This window comes from Methanosarcina sp. Kolksee (genome assembly GCF_000969945.1).
In the GTDB taxonomy this organism is placed as follows: domain Archaea; phylum Halobacteriota; class Methanosarcinia; order Methanosarcinales; family Methanosarcinaceae; genus Methanosarcina; species Methanosarcina vacuolata.
Genome location: NZ_CP009524.1, coordinates 2,118,787 through 2,138,798, shown reverse-complemented (window position 1 = coordinate 2,138,798; position 20,012 = coordinate 2,118,787). Strand labels below are relative to the sequence as shown.

Here is a 20,012-nt window from a genome sequence, read left to right as displayed (position 1 = left end):
TGACACGACGACGATTGCTTCGCTGGCTCATGGTGGAATATACAGCCTGGCAGATCAATACCCCTTCCACATGATCTGTCAGGCTATGAGTACAAAGTGTTTACAGAATGGACTGAAAATAAACCTGATAAGAGAGTTAGAATGGCACAAAACTACCTGCCTCCCAGAATTCATATACTGGCAAAGCCAACCGGGGCGATCTGCAACCTTGCCTGTTCCTACTGTTTTTTTCTGGACAAGGAACTGCTTTATCCCGGCAGCAGGTTCCGTATGTCAGACGAAGTTCTGGGAAACTACATCCGGCAGCTTATCGCAGCACACCGCAGCCCGCAGGTAACCGTCGCCTGGCAAGGGGGTGAACCTACCCTGATGGGAATAGACTTTTACCGGCGTGCAATCGAACTGCAGGAAAAGTACAAAAAACCGGGCATGACTTTCGAAAATACGATGCAGACAAATGGCACGCTGCTGGACGACGAGTGGTGCCGCTTCTTTAAGGAAAACAACTTTCTCATTGGAATCAGCATCGACGGTCCTCGTGAAGTGCACGATGCCTATCGGGTGGATAAAAGGGGGAATGGAACTTTCGACCAGGTCATGAAGGGGCTTCGACTGCTGCAAAAACACGGTGTTGAATACAATGTCCTGACCACAGTAAATAGGGTCAACGCCAATTATCCGCTTGAAGTCTACCACTTCCTTCGGGATGAAGCAGGGACAGACTGGATGCAGTTTATTCCGGTTGTAGAGCGAATCAATGAAGAGGGGCATACTCTTTACCAGAGAGGAGACACAGTTTCGGACCGTTCTGTGCAGCCAGAGCAGTTTGGCAGTTTCTTGAACCGTATTTTTGACGAGTGGGTAAGAAACGATGTGGGAAAGGTATTCGTGCAGACTTTTGAAGCTTCTGCGCGCAGATGGCTGGGGCTTCCTTCAGGCATGTGCGTTTTTGAGGAAATGTGCGGTATTGGGCTTGTTCTGGAACACAATGGCGATCTTTACTCATGCGACCATTTTGTGGAACCGGATTACCTGCTTGGCAATATTCTGGAAAATGAGATTTCTGAGCTTGCTGCTTCGGAAAAGCAGTACAGGTTCGGGCAGGACAAAAGCAACACTCTCCCGCAGGTATGCCGGGAATGTGAGGTGCTCTTTGCCTGCAGGGGAGAATGCCCTAAAAACCGCTTCCTTACAACTCCTGCTGGGGAACCCGGACTGAACTACCTATGCGAGGGCTTGAAAGCTTTCTTCCGGCATATCGACTTTCCGATGCAGATCCTGGCAGGTCTTATACGCAGGGGCTACCCGGCAACAGAAGTGATGAAAGTCCTGGCTCTGGAAGATGCTTTTGCCCGGGCAGGGCGCAATGATCCCTGTCCTTGCGGCAGTGGCCGAAAGTTTAAACGCTGTCATGGTCTCAGGAAAAATAACGCGAAAAGGGAGACGAGAAGCAGGTAAAGTAAAGGGTTCAGATGTAGTCTGGATCAGTTATGCGATTGTGAAAAAATGGGGTATAGTGAAGAAAAAAATTGAATTTATCTCTCAAACTGCGGAAGGTTGCTTTAAATTGCCGAGTGAGATATCAACCAATTTATTTGGGGGGTTAAGAATGACAGAAAAGAAACCAAATATACTGGTCATCTGGGGAGATGACATCGGAATCACCAACCTGAGCTGCTACAGCGACGGGCTGATGGGATACAGAACACCAAACATTGACCGGATAGCAAACGAAGGTATCAGATTTACGGACTCTTATGGGGAGCAGAGCTGTACTGCCGGAAGAGCTTCGTTTATCACCGGCCAGAGCGCCTTCCGTACCGGACTAAGTAAGGTGGGAATGCCCGGAGCCAAGATGGGACTTCATTCCGAAGACCCGACAATTGCCGAACTGCTGAAACCTCTGGGTTATTCCACAGGTCAGTTTGGAAAGAACCATTTCGGAGATCGGGACGAATACCTGCCCACAAACCACGGTTTTGACGAGTTCTTTGGCAATCTCTACCACCTGAATGCTGAAGAAGAACCTGAAAAACGCGATTATCCACCTGAAAAAGATTTCCCTAATTTCAGAAAGAACTATGGTCCCAGGGGCGTAATCCATAGCTATGCCGACGGCCGCATCGAGGATACCGGTCCATTGACCAAAAAAAGAATGGAAGACGTAGACCAGGAATTTCTGGATGCAGCCATCGATTTTATTAAACGTCAGCATGAGGCGGAAAAGCCGTTCTTTGTCTGGTTCAATACCACAAGAATGCATTTCAGGACTCACATCCCGGACAGGATACGGGGACAGTCGGGGCGCTGGCAATCCGCATACCATGATGCAATGATTGAGCATGATCGGCAGGTAGGCGTACTGCTCGATTTGCTGGACGAAATAGGTATTGCTGACAATACCATTGTTCTCTACAGCACGGACAACGGACCACATATGAACTCCTGGCCCGATGCAGCTATGACTCCGTTCCGCAACGAGAAAAACTCCTGCTGGGAGGGAGCTTTCCGTGTTCCTGAGGTAATGCGCTGGCCTGGCAAGATCCCGGCAGGCACAATTTCTAATGAGATTGTAAGCCACCTGGACTGGCTGCCCACTTTGCTTGCAGCAGCCGGAGAGCCGGATATTAAGGAGAAGCTTAAAAGAGGCCACAAAGCAATAGACAAAACTTTCAAAGTGCATCTTGATGGCTATAATCTGCTGCCCTATCTGACCGGAAAGGAAGAAAAATCTCCACGTATTGCGTTCTTTTACTTCTCAGACGATGGAGACCTGGTGGCTTTAAGGTACGACAACTGGAAAATGGTCTTTTTGGAGCAGCGCGCCATTGGCACGCTCCTGGTCTGGGCTGAACCTTTTGTCCCGCTGCGTGTACCAAAAATATTCAACCTGCGCACTGACCCATTTGAAAGGGCGGACCAGACCTCAAACACCTACTACGACTGGCTGCTAGATCACGCGTTCCTGGTGGTGCCAGCCCAGGATGTAGTAGGAGACTTCCTGGCAACGTTTAAAGAATTCCCTCCACGCCAGAAAGCAGCAAGCTTTACCGTTGACAGGATAATGGAAAAGCTTTTGCAGGGAATCGGGAGCACCTGAAGGTTAAAGCTTTATTTGAAATAAAAATCTGCAGGAAAAGGAGTGATTATTGATGAGACGAATCATGGGCGGTCTCAGAGGCCGTGGAGAAGAAAGCATACAACGCTACAAAATGCACGAAAAACTTGTTTCCATAGGAGACGACTACTGGATAGAAAACGAAGCTGGGGAGAGGGAATTTTATGTGGACGGCAAAGCTCTCCGCCTGCGCAACACCCTGATTATCAGGGATGTGCAGGGTAATGAGGTATATAAACTCCAGGAGAAGCTTCTCAGGATAAAAGATACGATGGACCTCCAGGATGCGGATGGGAAAACAGTCGCAACGATCAAAAAAGCCCTGATCTCACCTCTTCGCGACCGCTGGAAAGTTGAAGTAGCAGATGGGCCTGAAATGGAGGTCCAGGGCAATATTCTTGACCATGAGTATAAGATTGAAGCCGGGAGGGAAAAAGTCGCCGAGGTCTCAAAAAGATGGTTCCGGATAAGAGATACCTATGGGGTGGAGATTGAGCCCGGACAGGACAGTGCGCTTATCCTGGCGATTGCAGCTGCGCTCGATCAGATGGCCCACGATTGATAAGATAGGTGGAGAAGAATAAATTGAGCCTTTTCTTTTTTGAATCTGCAGTTAACTTGACAACGATAGATTTCGCATTGAGGCGCACTGTAATTGTGGTTTTATTCAAGTTAAATTGGTGCGTGTGTAGAACCAGTTATAATCATTTGTATTCCTTCAGTCTCAGTGTTCGCAGATAGTCCATGTCTGTTTCGCTCATAATTTCAAAGTTGAGGTGCTCATAAATTTGATCCACCTCCCGTTTATTCTTTGAGATCTCCGATAGTCCTGGCAGAAGAAAAAGGGAAAAAGGAAAATGATATCAGGATGGGCTTAAAGTTAATTCGTTTTACCTCACCATACAGGAAATGTGTAAATTTTTAAATTTAAGTAGAAATCAAGAAGCTGTTAAAGACGAGTTCTAATGTTCTCCAAAAGTGAAAAGACACATTTTCATTTTTGTACCCTAACAAATGGTTTAATTTCTTTGTAACTGCTCAGTTGAACTTGTTTATTTTACCTTTCGATTTCATCATACTTGCGGCAGGTACCTAGGCACTCATATTCTTTTCTATATAATATATTATGGAAGTTAGACAAATGGGATTTTTCATGAGTATCTCAAATATACACAAATAATGAGGTTTTAGTAAAACCTGGACAGTGTACTGAATTTTCTGTAAATTCAGAATCAAATTTTTCTATACTGACCACAATTTAGTTCTCTGGATGCTGGATTCTCCCGCGGCTAACTTATTAAGATTTATGATTTTACAGAAAAATTGACACACTACCAAACAATGCATTTCCTACGTTTTTCGTAACTTTTTAGTGTAAAAATTGGGTTAAAAGCGGATAAAGTACCAAGTTTTACAATAAAACCTGTGTATAATGTGTCAGGCGAATTTACAGAGGATTTGATACACTACAGAGACAAGAAAACAACTAAAATATTTTAGAAAGGTTTTCCTTTTGTGATTTATATGAAAAAGTTAATTTAATGAGAATGCGTTTCATATGTTCATTTATGCAGTTGAATCATGTTTGAAAAACCTATAAATAATGTTTACACACTTTATAACTTTAAAACTTATACTTAAAATATAAATTTTTTCTTATTAATGTACGATGATTATAGGGTTAAAAATGAAAGTTAAAATCGAAAATATCGGTATTATAAAAGACGCCACTATTGAAATTGGTTCTTTGACTATAATCACCGGAGTTAATGACACTGGTAAAAGTACTGTAGGAAAGTTGCTTTTTTCCATAATTAAAGCATTCAGTAGATATGAAGAGGATCTAGAAGTAGGAGAGCAAGAAAAGATTAAAAGTATATATGGTTTACTATCTGATATATATTTTGAAGTCCGAGAAAAAATAGCTCGTAATCAAGAAATTGTAGAAATTGAAAAAGATCGAATGGGAAGAAGAGTTGTAGAAGTAAAACTAAAGAATCCATCATTAAAAAATTCAGAGTTGTTATTAAAAAGTCTCTCAAAAATTAGGTATGATGCCAAACGCAACGACCTAAGTTTAGCAAAAGTTGATGAATTTATTTCCAAATTAACTCAACTGAGTAAACAATTTAATTTGACGGATTTAGAAGTAACTATTGATAAAATAAAAAAAATACGTGAGAGAGAAGATGATAAAAATGAAATGGTAAAAAGAGCTTTAAATAAAGCATTATTCTCAGAATTTTACAACGAACTATCATTTTCGGGGAAGAGTAAGGTAACTTGTATAGAAGGAAATAACGAACTTATTCACTTTGAGATAGATCGAAAAAGCATAGACAAATTTGAATTTTATGATGATCTCTCGTTTGAAGAAGCAACTTTCATAGAATCTCCTGCAATTCTGCAATTATATGATGTTCTTAAACATGCTAACACGCTTTTTGAATTGGAGGACAAAAACTATTCCCTCTATCATGATAGAGGGAAAGTACCATTTCATATTAAAGATCTTATGTCAAAATTGGAAAAAGCAAGTTACTTCGATGAAATTGATATGAAATATATAAAGGAAAATCAAAGGCTTTTAACTGATTTTATAGAAGATATAGATGAAAGTGAACTTTCAACTAATTCCAGATTCTCCAATTTTTTTGATTCACAAACACTCCTTTTAGTTGAGGAAATCTCAAATATAATCAATGGAAAAATAAACTATTCAAAGAAATCAAATGATTTTGTGTATTATAAAAAGATTGATGGAAAAAACCACTTAATAAAATCAGCTAATACGGCAACTGGAATAAAATCTTTTGGGCTATTACAGCTTTTAATGATAACCGATTTTTTAAATGAAAGACATTTGCTGATTATCGACGAACCAGAATCAAATTTACATCCAGAATGGCAATTAAAATATGCAGAAATTATTGTAAAATTATCAAAATATGGCATTCCACTTTTAATAACAACGCATAGCCCATATATAGTTCAAGCATTGAGAGTATTTTCTAAAAAAGAAGGAATAACTGATAAAACTAAGTTCTATTTAGCAGATAAGGTAGCCGAATCATCAGAGATATTAGATGTAACTGATGATTTGAACAAAATATTCTTTAAGCTTTCAAAGCCATTTGAGGAATTAGTATGGGATTGAGCTTTTTAGAGAAACTTTGCCATCAAGGGTTTAGTCTTGGTTTTTTTGAGACAAAAAAGATATCTGAGATTGAACCTAACTGCAATCAAAGTTTGGAAGTAATTGATTTTGATTTAACTAAAGCTAAAGTATGCTCCCATTGTAGGTTAGTTTCTCTAAAATCTTGCGACGCTTTGAAAGTCATAAAAAAAGAAAATCGTTTAGACTTTATTGAATTAAAAAAGTTTGAAAAACTTCTTTCATATATAAAAAGTCTTGAAGATTGTGAAAAAAGCGTAAGAGATTTTGAGATACCAATTAAGGTAAAAGATAGTATTGTGATATTACGGAATCTGACACAAATCCAAGGCTTTAACTTAACTAAGGCTGAAAGACAAGAATACTTTTCATTGCCGATAAATTTTATTTTAGCTGTAGATCTCGATTTTAATAATGACCCTCTAAATTCTTTTGCTGTCTCGCTAAAAGCTTTATCCATTTTTCCTAATTCTGGTTCTGTGTCACTGATAGAGTCTTTGACAAATATAATAAAAGAAGAGTTAGAAAAACAGCTTGCTGAGATAAGAAACATAAACAATATACATCACGTTGAGTTAATAAAATTTAATCAAATTGACATACATTATGGTTTAGCTTTGTAACAATCTTTTTGTGTATACTTACCAAATGCTTGTTCAAGGCAGAACACCTTAACTATATTGCATCAATAGTAATATGTCATACAAAGTAGCTTGCCGATGTATAAGATGAGTAGATGATTTACAGACTATTTTATTAATAGATATAGCATATTGACTTTACAGTACATGACAGCTTAGCTGTAACTAGGCCTACTGCAGAAGGTCTCTGGACATGAACCCTAATCGTTTATAAATTGATCAAGTGAATATGATGCGCGCTGAGCCATTTTAGGGGAATTATCGAAATATCTATCCATGTTGACCAAATAAGTCAAAGAAGAATTCTCTTTCTCCCGTTTAACATATGCAGAATGAGCATTATAAGACGCTAGGGTGCCAAATAAAATTGAGCCAGATATATTTTGCAATGAATGAGGATCGCTATATAAGCTTAAAGCTCCAAGTACTGACAGTCCTACAGGGACCCCTATTGTCAAAAGAGCGTATGAATTTCCTGAATTTAATAGAGACAAGCTATTAGTTAGTTCTTTTTTAGAATCTTCTAATTCAGCCTTGTAGCTACCAATCAACTCATGTGCAAAGTCACTACTTTCGCAATTTCTCAAGTTAATAGCGAATTCAGAAATCTTTTCGCGGAATTTCTCTTTTGTTTTTTTATTATCATCGATGAAATCAATTATTTTTTCAATTGGAATAAGTGAAAGATCAGCAGGAATAAGATCCTCGATAATTAGATATGAATAGTATCCCTCAGCATATTCGCTAAAATAAGAAGAATCAATTTCTCCTTCTTCGTCAAAATAAGGTGCAATAGCCCAACTGTCTATATTATCGGTGGCTCGAGCCAAATTTCTTCTCTCAGCTACAACTTTTGACAAATAAAACATGTAGCCTCTAGTCAATGGTCTTGAAAGTTTAATCCATCCACTTTTATCAAATTTGTGCGCAATACTTTCAAGAAAAGGATAAAGACGTGCGTCAACTTTATCTTGATGGATTATCTCACAACATTCTAAGCCAGAAGGAATAAATGGAAGATTTTCGCAGTATTTAATAAATTCATCGGCAGTTCTGCTTAAGTCTTTTCCTTCCAGCGTTATATCCTTTATTAATCCGTAATCTATGGCTTCAAGAATAGTCTCATTATCCTTGGGGATGTAATTTTTAGGAGTTATTCGATATATTTTGTCCCAATATAATAAAGATGCCTTCACCCAATCTTCATCATGAAATTCAATAGAAGGAAAATGTAAAACCGATCCTAATGAGTTACTCATATGAATTCTCACACCTTTTCCTAAGTACTGTATTAATATCTTTATTAAAACCTGATGGTTCCGTTGCAAAAATTTTATCCTCGTACTTTGAGGCCATAATTGGTACCTTTATGTACCATTTTTCTGGGTGTTGAGAATGATTAAATTGTCTATTTGTGAAGTTTTTCACTTGCTTTGTAAAATGACCAGATTTTTTGCAACGGAACCTCAGATTTTTTGTTATGATATTCACAGATATATGAGCAAAATGAATAGGTTTTACAATTAAATCTTTACATAATGTATATTATTAGGCGAAATTATTTCAGGATAAAGCATATTCAAAGGTGAGATTATTGGATCCTGAGGATTCTGGAAGCTTAGCAATCGTTAAACAGATAGATAAAGTAATTCTTAGCAGAGAAGAATTTATTGATCTTTTAAAGGATAAGGGGATTGTCCATAAACTGACTAAGGAAAAGAAAGATAATAAAACTGAGATAATTACTAATGAATATAACTACGTTGCAATTGTGGATGGAATAGCAGAACCAATAATTTTGGGAAAGGAAGATTATGATAAATTTCTACAAAACTTTAGAAATATTGGAGGTCTAAATAAAGAAGATGAAGTTATAGTCGAGATTGAACCCGTGTGTACTGCTTTTAAGCTTTCTCCAAGAATAAAAGTATTTGATTTAGATAAAAGCATAGTACGTTTCAAGTGTAAGTTATTAGACTCAGAAGTTATTTTTAATAATGGATATCTTAAGCTTAACAAGGAAATTCAAGATAGCGAAACATTGGAATATTGTAATAAATTAATATCAATTTTTAACATTGTTAATATACATTTTGATTTTGTTCATGATTACGAACTTATATCTTCCTCGAATTTAACCTTTTTTTCAGATAAAACCTTTACAAACGGAGTAGTAAAAGAAGACATTAAAACATTATGTTCTAAAAGAGCATTATTAAGAGGTGCAGGATATAAAGTTATACAAATGGATATGAAAGATCTTGGCCAATTATTTATTACAGTAAATATTATCTGGGAATCTATAAAAGAAAATAAAATTCTAAGTGCAGGGGATATATTTGTTTTTTTAGGATATGGACGATATTATCACTTTCATAACGATTTCTTATTAGCTTTTGCTAACACATGGATGTTTATCGAAGCAACTCTTAATTTAATGTGGGAAAAAATGATGGTTGATAATAATTTTAGTTCAAAATATTTACATAACAATTCACGAAATTGGACACTACAAATAAAAATAGATGAACTTTTGTTAAAGGAACTAATTGATGCAGAGACAGCGCAAGAAGCCCAGAATTTGAGAAGTATGAGGAACAAAGTTTTCCATGTCTCTAAAGATGTAAATAAGAGAAAAATTGATAGTAAAATGTCAAAAGATTGCATTGATTTAGGACTAAAACTTTTTTATCAGCATGTCTATTTTATCGACTCTGGTTATATAATAAGTTTTGATAGTCTTGAACAATCTATTAAGAAATGCATTCATCAAACTCCATGGTTTGATTCTAGCCAGTAAATACAGTATATTGGGGTAGTACCAGCGTAGACGTCACCACCCGCAAAGTAGATGGAACCAAGTTTGAATCGGCTCTGTAACCCTTGTTTTCAGCCGCAGAAAATCAAGATTTTCTGAATATCCCAGTCTGAATTCTTCTTTTTCCGTAAAGATTTTATCAGATAGCATTGGCTTACTTTGCGCTTCATGACAGCTACGCTGGTATCACCCCAAAAAAGGCCATAGTGAAAAAGTAATTTTACTGTTAAAAAATACTTTTAATTTATTCTGTCTCAGGTACTTCTGTTACCTCTAAAATAATTTTACATTTTTCAAAAAGAATTGGAAATTGCTCTTTTAATGGTTCGAGAAGCTTTTCATCTAATGTTGCTTTGTAAAGTGTATTCACTTTTGAAAGCTGGTAAAGTGATAAATTTTTAGCCCCTTTAAGGTTAGCTCCTAGAAGGTGAGCTCCTTCAAGGCTAGCTCCTTTAAAGTAAGCTTTTTCAAGGGAAGCTCCTAGAAGGTAAGCCCCTTCAAAGTGAGCATTTAAAAGGTAAGCCTCTTCAAGGTGAACAAAATTAAGCTCAGTCCCTTCAAGGTTAGCTCCATTAAGGTCAGCTTTTTCAAGGTTAGCTCCTTCAAGGTTAGCTTCTTTAAGGTGAGCTCCTCTAAGGTGAGCTCCTTTAAGATTAGCTCCTTTAAGATTAGCTCCTTCAAGATGAGCTCCATTAATGTCAGCTCTTTCAAGGTGAACTCCATTAAGGTCAACTTTTCGTAAAAGTGTTTTTTGAAGATCTAAACCAATAGATTCTCCATTAGTAAAGAACGATTTACGCCTTTTAATAACATTAAGAATAGCTTGAATATCTAAAGATGCTTCTTCTGCATCTGGAATTTCTTTATAATTAGAATTCTTCCTAATGTAAGCTGTTAAAACTTCTATAATTGGCCAGTAGTCTTTTTCAGATTCATTCGCTATCCTCTCAAGGGCATATATTCCACCTAACCTTATCTCAAGTGCTGGGTTCCCTTTTTGATCTATTGCTCCTAACTGATTAACAGCCTTAGTAAAACGCTCAGTAATCTGCCCTTCTTGAGAAACAATGAGGTTTTCTGAGCAATTTTGAGATTTTCTTGAGTTACTTCTAGATTTATCTGAGTAGCTTTTAGCTGTTCCTCGGCTATCCCAATTCTTCTCCATGTATAGTAAAGCCCAATACCAATAGCAACACCTCCAAATATTTGAGCTAGAGTTGCACGGTCTTGATTTTCTTGAGAATATTGTACTGTAGCGTTATCTATTCCAGATACTTGCAAATGCGGAATCACTATTAATAGCACTACTGCAATCATAAAGAGCAGACTAATCAAAGGATACTGTTTCATTTTTAGATAGAGTTGTTTTACATCTTGTTTTGTGTTAGCTACAAGCTGTTTCAACTCCTCTATTAATAACATACTCTCTTCCCCTTATCACGAAAAATGCCCTATATAAATAATAATCAAATTCCCATTGTAGAAAGACATCTTTTTTTAGGATCGAGTTTTTAAAATTGTATCGATTTTATCTCGGTTTTATTGGCTTTATTGGTAGTGTACTGAAAGTTCTGTAAATTTGCTTTCGAGTGTCATAGGTTTCATGTTAAAACCTATTGATATTCTAGAATTTTAGATTTCTGAAAAATTACAAAATACCTCTGGTATGCAAGATTGATATAACTTTGTTAAAAGTTGTAATATAAAAAACGTTGTTTCTGTTTTATTGTCTGATTATTATAATGAAAATTGTCAATTTCAGGCTGATTTTTCCACAATTGCCTATGTGTTTGTTTTCTCGATTGTTCTAATGTTTATCGGAATATGCTTGTTTCCTTCGATAACCCCCCATCAAATGTAAAAAATACATCGAAACATATACTCCATTTAAATAGCACCTAATGATATCGATTTTGAACTTGAATAAGTACTACAAAAAGAAAAATAAAAACGCATTCAAATAACGATAATACCTTACTATATCTTTTGAAGAGGTTGGGCAAAAATACCTAACTTGAAGGATAAAAGAAGACTAAAAAATAATCAAACTTCGAACTAATTCTATCCATTCTTCTCTTGAAATTTTCGCTTCATTTAAAATTGCGTTGATGATTTCAACTTTAATTTCTTTTGAATAATTGGTATAATGGTAGTTCTACCATCTGGGTTTTTCATAAATAAATGACTGCCGGTTTGTCTGACAGGTTGGAAACCAACTTTCTCAAGTGCTTTGATTAATTTTTTATGTGAAATAGGTTTAATTTTTGTCATACTTCAACCTGAACCATTTCAGCACTCACAAATTTTGTAGGTTCTTCATCTAAATAATCTTTTTCGACTTCAAGATAAAGCTGGATTGCATCTTTAATGTATTTTCTTATATCTTCCAATGTATCTCCTTGTGTATGACATCCGGGTAAATCCGGAACAAAAGCTACATAGCCACCATCTTCACTTTTTTCAATAATTACAAGGAATTCTTTTAGTTGCGTCTTTTATCACCTTCTTTGTTAGGACTTACGCAGTTGAAATGCCGAAAGCTTCATATCATTAAAAATATAATTATGGTTTAGTATCCCTCTAAAAACATACGGAGTTATGGACATAAATCCACCTAAGTGTACCGACATTTACTACATTAATTTTCTCATAGCTGCTTCTAACGTTTTTAGTTGTACTGAAGCTGCTAGATGTTATCCAAACGTAGCTGCTCCTTCTCATGATGCTTTTACTCGTTGCCTTCAAAGACAACCTCCAGACACGGAAGCACTATGGGAGGAAGTAAAAAGTTATGTCAAGCTTAAGGAAGGATACCTAATTGTTGATGATTCAACGTTGGATAAACCATACGCAGAAGAAATGGCTTTTGTTCGTCGTATGTGGAGTGGAAAACATCATCGTACTGTAAAGGGAATAGGTCTGGTTACCTTAGTTTGGACTAACGGTACAACCGTTATACCTATCGATTTTCGAATTTATAACATCGATGTAGACGACAAAACAAAGAATGACCATTTCCGTGATATGCTTGACAAAGCCGAAGAACGTGGTTTTAATCCCAAATTCGTTTTATTTGATACATGGTATGCAAGTGTGAAAAACCTTAAAGCCATCAGGAAGAAAGAATGGCATTTACTTACAAGGTTAAAAAGTAATCGTCTGGTAAATCCCGACAATAAAGGAAATGTGCCACTTGAAACAGTAGATATTCCACCAAAAGGACGTGTGGTTCACCTCAAAGCATATGGATTTGTAAAGGTGTTTAGGATAGTTTCAAAAGATGGAGACACGCAACACTGGGTTACAGATGTGCAGGAGATGGATGAAGCAGAACGTGAAGACTTGGCAAAGAAGTCATGGAAAATTGAGGAATATCATAGAGGGATAAAGCAATTTTGTGGTGTGGAGAAATGTCAGGCAAGAAAGGAAGAGTCACAAAGAGCACATATAATGTTCTCATTAAGAGCTTTTCTCAGACTGGAATTACAAAGAATCAAAAGTGGAATATCCTGGTTTGAAAGTGCTATGAAAATTAGAAGAGTCGCAGTGACAGCATATTTAAATAATCCACTATACACATTAAATTAATTCAGATATTTGTAAGTTTGGAAAAAACGATATGCTAGGAGCCAACTGCGTAACTCCTATTTGTTATCTTGATCTTAGTGATCTCGGACATATTATCGCTATAACGAGTAAAGTATTTAAAAATAAAGTGAATCAGTATAAAAAAGAGAGAACTGTTGAATTATAGGGTTCTATGCACGACCCGTCCAAAATTCCAGTGGAATAAGTCCACGAGCAAGTTCAGTTACCTCTACTTCGAACTTACTTTTCTATTACATTCATTGCTAATAATTTACATATTTATTATTATAAAATTACATGCTAGTGTTTTTACATGAAATGCGACGAAATTCAAGATATAGTGGCACTTCTAAATCAAAACAGTCAAAATACGATTACACCTCCTTCCACTGTTACTTTTGCTCAACACGATGAAATTCAGATGTATTCTGGATTACTGATACAATAGTTAGAAAAAATGGGGTATAGTGAGGAAAAAAATCTAAATTTATCTATCAGACTTAGGAAGGCTGCTTTAAATCGCCGACCGAGATATCAACCATTCAATTTGGGGGTTAAGAATGGAAGAAAAGAAACCAAATATACTGGTCATCTGGGGAAAGCAAGAAGGAGTCTGCCGATGAAAGTTGTAAGGTTTATTGCAGGAATGCGTTTTTTCGTACTGATTCCAGTGATAGGGTTGGCGATTGCCGCTTGTGTCTTATTTGTTAAAGGCGGCATAGATATTATTCACTTCATTGGAGAACTCATTACCGGAATGTCAGAAAAAGGTCCAGAAGGGAGTATCATTGTTGAAATTGTGGAGACTGTACACCTCTTCTTAGTGGGTACGGTGCTTTTCCTTACATCTTTCGGGCTATACCAGTTGTTTATCCAGCCGCTACCTTTACCTGAATGGGTGAAAGTAAGCAATATTGAAGAGCTAGAATTGAACCTGGTTGGACTCACTGTTGTTGTACTGGGGGTTAACTTCTTGAGCATTATCTTTGAACCGCAAGAGACAGATTTAGCGGTATATGGAATAGGCTATGCCCTGCCCATTGCAGCCCTGGCTTACTTCATGAAAGTACGCTCACATATTAGCAAAGGGAGTAGTGAAGAGGAACAAACGAAAACCATAGGCGAAGTGACCTCTGTGAACAGCGAATCAAATTGGTTAACAAACAAAAAGAGAGACTGAAGTCAGATAAATGTCTCACTTTTAAATTGGTTAACAAACAAAAAGAGAGACTGAAGTCAGATAAATGTCTCACTTTTAAATTGGTTAACAAACAAAAAGAGAGACTGAAGTCAGATAAATGTCTCACTTTTAAATTGGTTAACAAACAAAAAGAGAGACTGAAGTCAGATCAATTATCTCACTTTTCTTCTTTGCAGATCGCTCTTAGTTCCTGTGTAGATCAGCAATTACTTTTAATTGCGTTTTGTTGATAATATCGTATTAAGTTCTCAGGATCATTTTAATAAGGATTATTTAATAATTATAATATGGAGGCAGATTTATATTACCCGAAACAGTATGCATGGAATAAGATTACTCTTTTTACTGTTGTTGACGGTACTTATTTTGCCTATTGCTCAGGCAGCTTCGGAGTTTAATTATCCAAAAATATTAGATAATCCCTGGGATCATTCCCCTATAACCGTATATATAGATAACAAAAGTGTTCCTCCACATTATATTCCTACCTATTACACACATGTACAAAAAGCTCTTAATTACTGGGCAGAAGGAGGAAATGGAAAACTGGATTACACCCCTGTTTTTAAAATTGTGGATTCCGAAAAAGCTGATATCAGAATAAGATGGGTCGAAGACCTGCAGAAAGAACAGGATGTTCCTCCTGGAGTTGCAGGTGATGCCATTCCATATATTATCGATGGGCGATTTATACGCATAGATATAACGCTTGGAGTTGGATTTTCTCAATGGGGAGAGTGGGTCCCATATACTGATACTGCAATGCTCGCCATTGCAAAACATGAATTGGGGCATGCGCTGGGATTGGATCACAGCAATGACAAGCAGGACATTATGTATCCAACAAATGAGCAGATAAATAACACAAATCCTATCCTGAGCAAGTACGGTTCATTTTTGCTTTTTGCCATTTACGCTATTCTTGCTATTGCCGTTTTCCTCTCTGTAAGCTATATATTAGGACGTGTTGCTAAATAAGAGCTTATCCGAAAATAGTTACCAGCTGTAACTTCTACAATAGAGGGGAGTTAATTAAATGAATACTGCTAACACAGTCACTTCTAGCCTGAAAATAAAAACTCTGCTTAGCTTTGTAGAACTTATTGCCATCATTGTTTTGTTCCTTTTCACTCCTGCAGGTTCATTTAATTTTTGGCAAGCATGGGTTTACTCAATTATATTTGTTGTATAATCAGCGAGAATTACTTTTAATTTATGGAAAACAAACCCTGAACTTCTGGCTCGTAGGGTTAATGCGGGGCCAGGCGCTGAAAAAGAAAAGACTCAGAAGATTACACATTTTTTTGTTATCTTATTATTTATTGCCTTTCTCGTTATTTCCGCACTTGACCATCGTTTTGGTTGGTCGCACGTCCCTTTCTATATTGTAGTTCTTGGCGACGTTCTTGTAGTGTCAGGATATTATTTACTCTTTCTTGTCTTCAGAGAAAACGCTTTTGCATCTTCAATTGTTGAAGTAACAGCCAATCAAAAAGTAATAACAACTGGACCGTATAGTATAGTTCGGCACCCACTGTATGTGAGTGGTCTCATTATTATGTTAGGCACTCCTCTCGCGCTTGGATCGTGGTGGAGCTTACTTACATTTATTCCCCTTACGCTGGTAATTCTCTGGAGACTTCTTGATGAAGAAAAGTTTCTATCCAAAAATCTACAAGGCTATACAGAATACTGTCAAAAAGTTCGTTATAGATTAATTCCATTTTTGTGGTAAGTTATATAGAGCCGTAAAAGTAGCTAATGGTTGGCCATCAAAAAAATTTCAGCGCAAAATTTTTGATGGCCAATTTGTATCCGATTGGTATTATATATTTTAAATACAAAATCAAGAGCTATCAGGCAAGAAAATTCCTTAACCGATTACCAGTGATTAACTCTTAGATTACCAGTGATTAACTCTTAGATTACCAGTGATTAACTCTTAGATTACCAGTGATTAACTCTTAGTATTCTATACTTACCGTTGCTTTTCAATATGTATTATTTACTTTTCGGATAGGCTTTGAATCAATTTGCAGACGAATCAATTAACTCAACCCCTTGAATTGCTATACTTAACGCTCTTGTGTCGTTATTCTTTAGTTCCGGAAAGTCACATGGTCTTTCTGTGCCTTCAGGTACATTCAAAAGAATGACATTCTTTCCCTGATTTAAGGTAACAGGAATATTTACTGTGCTTAAATTAGTGCTGATATTTTGTTTACTCTGGAGAGTTTTGCCATTATAAACCTCGAGCGTCTTTGGTGAATGTAAACTGCATGCGCTGATTTTCAATACTGCATTTTCAGCAACACCTGAATAAACCGATAATGTAGCCTTGTTTGATATCCACCTGGTCATTGTGCCGTCCCAATTCTCCAGGCGGTTCCACCCTGTACCTAAAAGCATGAAGGGCTGAATTGTTTCATCTGGAACACGGTAAACAATAAGCTCGTCTTCCTCGTATACATCAGGTTCGGTTTTAAGGGTTTTTTTCAGTAAATTGGTTATAAACTCAAGCTGCTCACTGGACAACTGGTTTTTGTGGACAATAACATACCTTATATTATTGGCATTCAGGACAGACGTACCTATATCAGTAACATCTTCCTGTAAAATATCTTTAGTTCCTAGAGAATAATACTGTAATTCTTTAATAAACGGAGTCTTCCTTTGGAAATCACTAACGTTGGCCGGATATCTTGCTGCGTATCCACCGACAAGAGCTTTATTGTGAATTGTCTGATAGTACAGGTACCGAAAATCCATATATCCTGCGTTAGAGTTTTGTGGGATTTCGAGCATCGAATAGTTATCCTCATCGTTACTAATTTTATAGTAAAAGTCAGGAACACTTACCTGTGTGGTCGGATACGGAATAGCCAGGTATTCGAAAACCACCAGGAAACCCACTATTGTAAAGATAAGCTTTTTTCTATCGGGCTTATATTTCAGTAATTCTGAAAAACCATACCCTGCCAGGACGGAGTACCCAAGGGTTGCGATAACAAAAAACCTGCCAACTGTCCTGCAGTTTTTCAGGAAAGGAACCGTGTTGTATAGTATCTGATATGGAAGTGGAATTTTCAGGTTAGAGCCCGTGAAAGCAACCGCTCCATTGAAGTGTAAAATGGGTCCTAAGCTAATTATTGTAAAGAAAAACGTAGATACTAACCAGAACTTTATATCAGGCTTTCTACTTGATTTCAGGAGTGCAAGGACTGAAAGTCCGAGGACAATATATCCTATAAAGTTCACATGTTCAGCAGGCCAGCTTTGTATATTCGAATATAAGTCTACGGTAAACTGACCGAGCAACGGATGTAGATGAGATGGGAGGAAAAAGCTCATCAAATCATTTGATAATTTGGGAATTTCATTTGCGTTTGGCTTTAAGAAGTTTTGATTTGAAAGGGCAGTGAGTATCTCATTAATGGTCAAAGGCAGTACTCCGAGAAAAGCGACCCCGCCAAAAATGAAGTATTTTATAATTATTTGTTTCACAGAATGAGTAAAGTTTTTCCCGGAACTGATAGTCAGGTAAAAATCATAGAAGAATACTAACCCTGCAAAGATCCCCATAAAGATCAGGTACTGCAGATCACTCATTGTTACCAGAATGAAAAATATTCCTGCAAGGATCGGGTTCTTGATTCCTTTTTCCTTAACTGTTTTCATGAGATACAGTGCACAAAAGGGTATCCACTGAACTGTTGCTGCCCCAAAAAAGTATAGTCCTCTAGAAAAATGGTACGGGGAAAATGCGAATACAATTCCTGCAATAAAGGCAGCATATTTATTATCAGTAAGATATTTTACCAGGAGATACGAACCAATAGCCCCTATTATAAAAGTTAAGAGCCATAGTATCGTGTATATGACATGCAGTTCTAAAAAGGGCGACAGCAATACATATAGCATTTGATTGAAGGCTGATGAAAAGGGCATTGATTCTATGCCATTCGGATAAAAAAGGAGATGGTCATGCGTCAAAGCTGCTAAATCCGCTTCTTTTATTGCTATTTTTGTGTACCATAATATTCTCATCCACTGAAACGAATCTGCTCCCGTTCCAGGAATATCGGTTTTTATCTTAAATAGGACAGGATAAGTAAGAATAATTGTCAAAAGAGTATATGAGATTCCCACCAGAGAATATTCCAATGAGTTGTAAAAATGTTTATTCTTAAGACTTTTGTTTTTTTCCGGGTTAGATGTTTTTCTTATTTCCACGAAATTGTCTCCCAATTTCCTGAATATCTCTTATTCTTTTTTCAAAATAAATTTTGAATAATATATAAATGTTATTAAAAGGCAAATGCTATTAAAATACAAAGTTTATCAAAAAGTAAATTTTAGTAAAAGATATATTTTAATAATCTATATATATCTCTATTTTAATAAACTATGCATATACTCTTAAAATGATTACGTTTGTAAAAAGTAAATATTAATAATTATTTTTTGCATAGAACCATAGTCCAGGGAAACGGCCTTCGAACTTCCAGAACATCAAAATAAGTTTCTATTAAACTCACAAACTTTCCTGAACTCCAGTTCTGAACATGTTCAGGATCATTCCCAAAACGTGTTAAATTTTTACCCCGTAAGAAATTCATAGCACGGAAATAGGGTTCATTAGGCACACTGAGAATACAGTAATTTTTGGTTATTCGCCGGATCTCCTGAAGGGCTAAATCCGGTTTATCGAGGTGTTCCAGTACTTCGGTTGCTATAACAAGATCAAAACTGTTTTCTTTAAACGAAATGTCACATATGCTGCCTGAACAAAATTCACATTCTGGATTTTTCTCCTTTGCAATTCTCAGAGCATTTCTGGAAATATCAACGCCTGTTATTTTTGGATAATTAAGGCAGTTAATGACAAATCCTTCCCCACAGCCTATATCAATAACATTATTTATATTTTTTAAAGGAGCGGCCGTTTCCTTTAAGTTTTTCATAAAATTGGATATCACTACGCCCATAAGCGGATTTTTTGAGTTGTATTTTTTGTAATTTCTACTCTGGTTCTGATCCATTTAGCCCCACCTGGTTAACACGCGTTTTTAATTTTGTTTTTTCGTAATATTCAGTTTTAACTTTTTATTCTTAATAGCCCGATTATTTTGAATTTGTGTCAATTGTTTTGACTTATTTTTAATGTCCATTTTCAATATCTTTTCTTGATATCCTTTCTTGATATCCTTTCTTGATATCCTTTCTCTATGTCCGTTTTCAATATTCGTTTTTGATGTCCGTTCTCTATGTCCGTTTTCAATATCCGTTTTCAATATTCGTTTTTGATGTCTGTTTTCAATATCCGTTTTCAATATTCGTTTTTGATGTCCGTTCTCTATGTCCGTTTTCAATATCCGTTTTCAATATTCGTTTTTGATGTCCGTTCTCTATGTCCGTTTTCAATATCCGTTTTTGATGTCCGTTCTCTATGTCCGTTTTCAATATCCGTT

At 36.6% G+C, this 20,012-nt stretch carries 17 protein-coding genes; 10 read left to right on the top strand and 7 right to left on the bottom strand.

The genetic code is table 11. The features are described from left to right. The first annotated feature begins 141 nt into the window (after positions 1–141). The 5 genes from MSKOL_RS08870 (at position 142) to MSKOL_RS08850 (ending at position 6,916) form a co-directional block, all read left to right on the top strand. The gene (locus tag MSKOL_RS08870; RefSeq protein ID WP_048155388.1) at positions 142–1,458 is read left to right on the top strand and encodes an anaerobic sulfatase maturase; all 1,317 of its coding nucleotides are present in this window, start codon (positions 142–144) and stop codon (positions 1,456–1,458) included. A gap of 151 nt (positions 1,459–1,609) precedes the next feature. Then, a complete protein-coding gene (locus MSKOL_RS08865) occupies positions 1,610–3,100 on the top strand; it encodes an arylsulfatase (protein ID WP_048158251.1) in 1,491 nt (496 codons plus the stop codon). A 52-nt stretch (positions 3,101–3,152) separates the two neighbouring features. Next, a complete protein-coding gene (locus MSKOL_RS08860) occupies positions 3,153–3,680 on the top strand; it encodes an LURP-one-related/scramblase family protein (protein ID WP_048155386.1) in 528 nt (175 codons plus the stop codon). A 1,125-nt stretch (positions 3,681–4,805) separates the two neighbouring features. Next, positions 4,806–6,275, top strand: a complete 1,470-nt coding sequence (locus tag MSKOL_RS08855; protein WP_048155384.1) for an AAA family ATPase — start codon at positions 4,806–4,808, stop codon at positions 6,273–6,275. After that, on the top strand, positions 6,266–6,916 hold the full coding sequence (locus MSKOL_RS08850; RefSeq protein WP_048155380.1) for a hypothetical protein: 651 nt from the start codon (positions 6,266–6,268) through the stop codon (positions 6,914–6,916). Before MSKOL_RS08855 ends, MSKOL_RS08850 begins: the two co-directional genes overlap by 10 nt. A gap of 218 nt (positions 6,917–7,134) precedes the next feature. Here the strand turns inward: MSKOL_RS08850 and MSKOL_RS08845 are convergent, their stop codons facing one another. Then, on the bottom strand, positions 7,135–8,193 hold the full coding sequence (locus MSKOL_RS08845; RefSeq protein ID WP_048155378.1) for a hypothetical protein: 1,059 nt from the start codon (positions 8,191–8,193) through the stop codon (positions 7,135–7,137). A 335-nt stretch (positions 8,194–8,528) separates the two neighbouring features. Between MSKOL_RS08845 and MSKOL_RS08840 the strand changes: the two genes are divergently transcribed. Next, positions 8,529–9,734, top strand: coding sequence for a hypothetical protein (locus tag MSKOL_RS08840; protein WP_048155375.1), 1,206 nt, complete (start codon positions 8,529–8,531; stop codon positions 9,732–9,734). 262 nt (positions 9,735–9,996) lie between these two features. On the opposite strand, the gene MSKOL_RS08835 is transcribed toward MSKOL_RS08840, so the two are convergent. From MSKOL_RS08835 to MSKOL_RS19260, 3 genes are all read right to left on the bottom strand, one after another. After that, positions 9,997–10,917 carry a pentapeptide repeat-containing protein gene (locus MSKOL_RS08835; protein WP_052725394.1) on the bottom strand — a complete coding sequence of 307 codons (921 nt, stop codon included), beginning with the start codon at positions 10,915–10,917 and terminating at the stop codon, positions 9,997–9,999. A gap of 929 nt (positions 10,918–11,846) precedes the next feature. After that, positions 11,847–12,023 (bottom strand): type II toxin-antitoxin system HicA family toxin, encoded by a 177-nt coding sequence (locus MSKOL_RS08830; RefSeq protein WP_231592564.1) that lies wholly within the window; start codon positions 12,021–12,023, stop codon positions 11,847–11,849. Further along, on the bottom strand, positions 12,020–12,217 hold the full coding sequence (locus MSKOL_RS19260; RefSeq protein ID WP_231592629.1) for a type II toxin-antitoxin system HicB family antitoxin: 198 nt from the start codon (positions 12,215–12,217) through the stop codon (positions 12,020–12,022). Before MSKOL_RS19260 ends, MSKOL_RS08830 begins: the two co-directional genes overlap by 4 nt. Before the next feature lie 133 nt (positions 12,218–12,350). Between MSKOL_RS19260 and MSKOL_RS08825 the strand changes: the two genes are divergently transcribed. The 4 genes from MSKOL_RS08825 to MSKOL_RS21040 all read left to right on the top strand — a co-directional run bounded on the left by MSKOL_RS08825 (position 12,351) and on the right by MSKOL_RS21040 (position 16,276). Next, on the top strand, positions 12,351–13,340 hold the full coding sequence (locus MSKOL_RS08825; protein ID WP_052725393.1) for a transposase: 990 nt from the start codon (positions 12,351–12,353) through the stop codon (positions 13,338–13,340). Between the two features lie 619 nt (positions 13,341–13,959). Further along, positions 13,960–14,520: a YqhA family protein gene (locus MSKOL_RS08820; protein WP_048158248.1), complete on the top strand. Its 561-nt coding sequence runs from the start codon at positions 13,960–13,962 to the stop codon at positions 14,518–14,520. A gap of 369 nt (positions 14,521–14,889) precedes the next feature. After that, the gene (locus MSKOL_RS08810) at positions 14,890–15,519 is read left to right on the top strand and encodes a matrixin family metalloprotease (RefSeq protein ID WP_082091077.1); all 630 of its coding nucleotides are present in this window, start codon (positions 14,890–14,892) and stop codon (positions 15,517–15,519) included. Between the two features lie 223 nt (positions 15,520–15,742). Beyond that, positions 15,743–16,276, top strand: a complete 534-nt coding sequence (locus MSKOL_RS21040; RefSeq protein ID WP_369799541.1) for an isoprenylcysteine carboxylmethyltransferase family protein — start codon at positions 15,743–15,745, stop codon at positions 16,274–16,276. Positions 16,277–16,569: 293 nt separating this feature from the next. Here MSKOL_RS21040 and MSKOL_RS08800 read toward each other — a convergent pair whose 3' ends face one another. The 3 genes from MSKOL_RS08800 to MSKOL_RS08790 form a co-directional block, all read right to left on the bottom strand. Further along, complete coding sequence (locus tag MSKOL_RS08800) at positions 16,570–18,774, bottom strand: hypothetical protein (protein WP_048158247.1); 2,205 nt, start codon at positions 18,772–18,774, stop codon at positions 16,570–16,572. A 224-nt stretch (positions 18,775–18,998) separates the two neighbouring features. After that, the gene (locus MSKOL_RS08795) at positions 18,999–19,583 is read right to left on the bottom strand and encodes a class I SAM-dependent methyltransferase (protein ID WP_048155363.1); all 585 of its coding nucleotides are present in this window, start codon (positions 19,581–19,583) and stop codon (positions 18,999–19,001) included. Between the two features lie 27 nt (positions 19,584–19,610). Next, positions 19,611–19,874 (bottom strand): hypothetical protein, encoded by a 264-nt coding sequence (locus tag MSKOL_RS08790; RefSeq protein ID WP_197078861.1) that lies wholly within the window; start codon positions 19,872–19,874, stop codon positions 19,611–19,613. Positions 19,875–20,012: the final 138 nt, after the last annotated feature.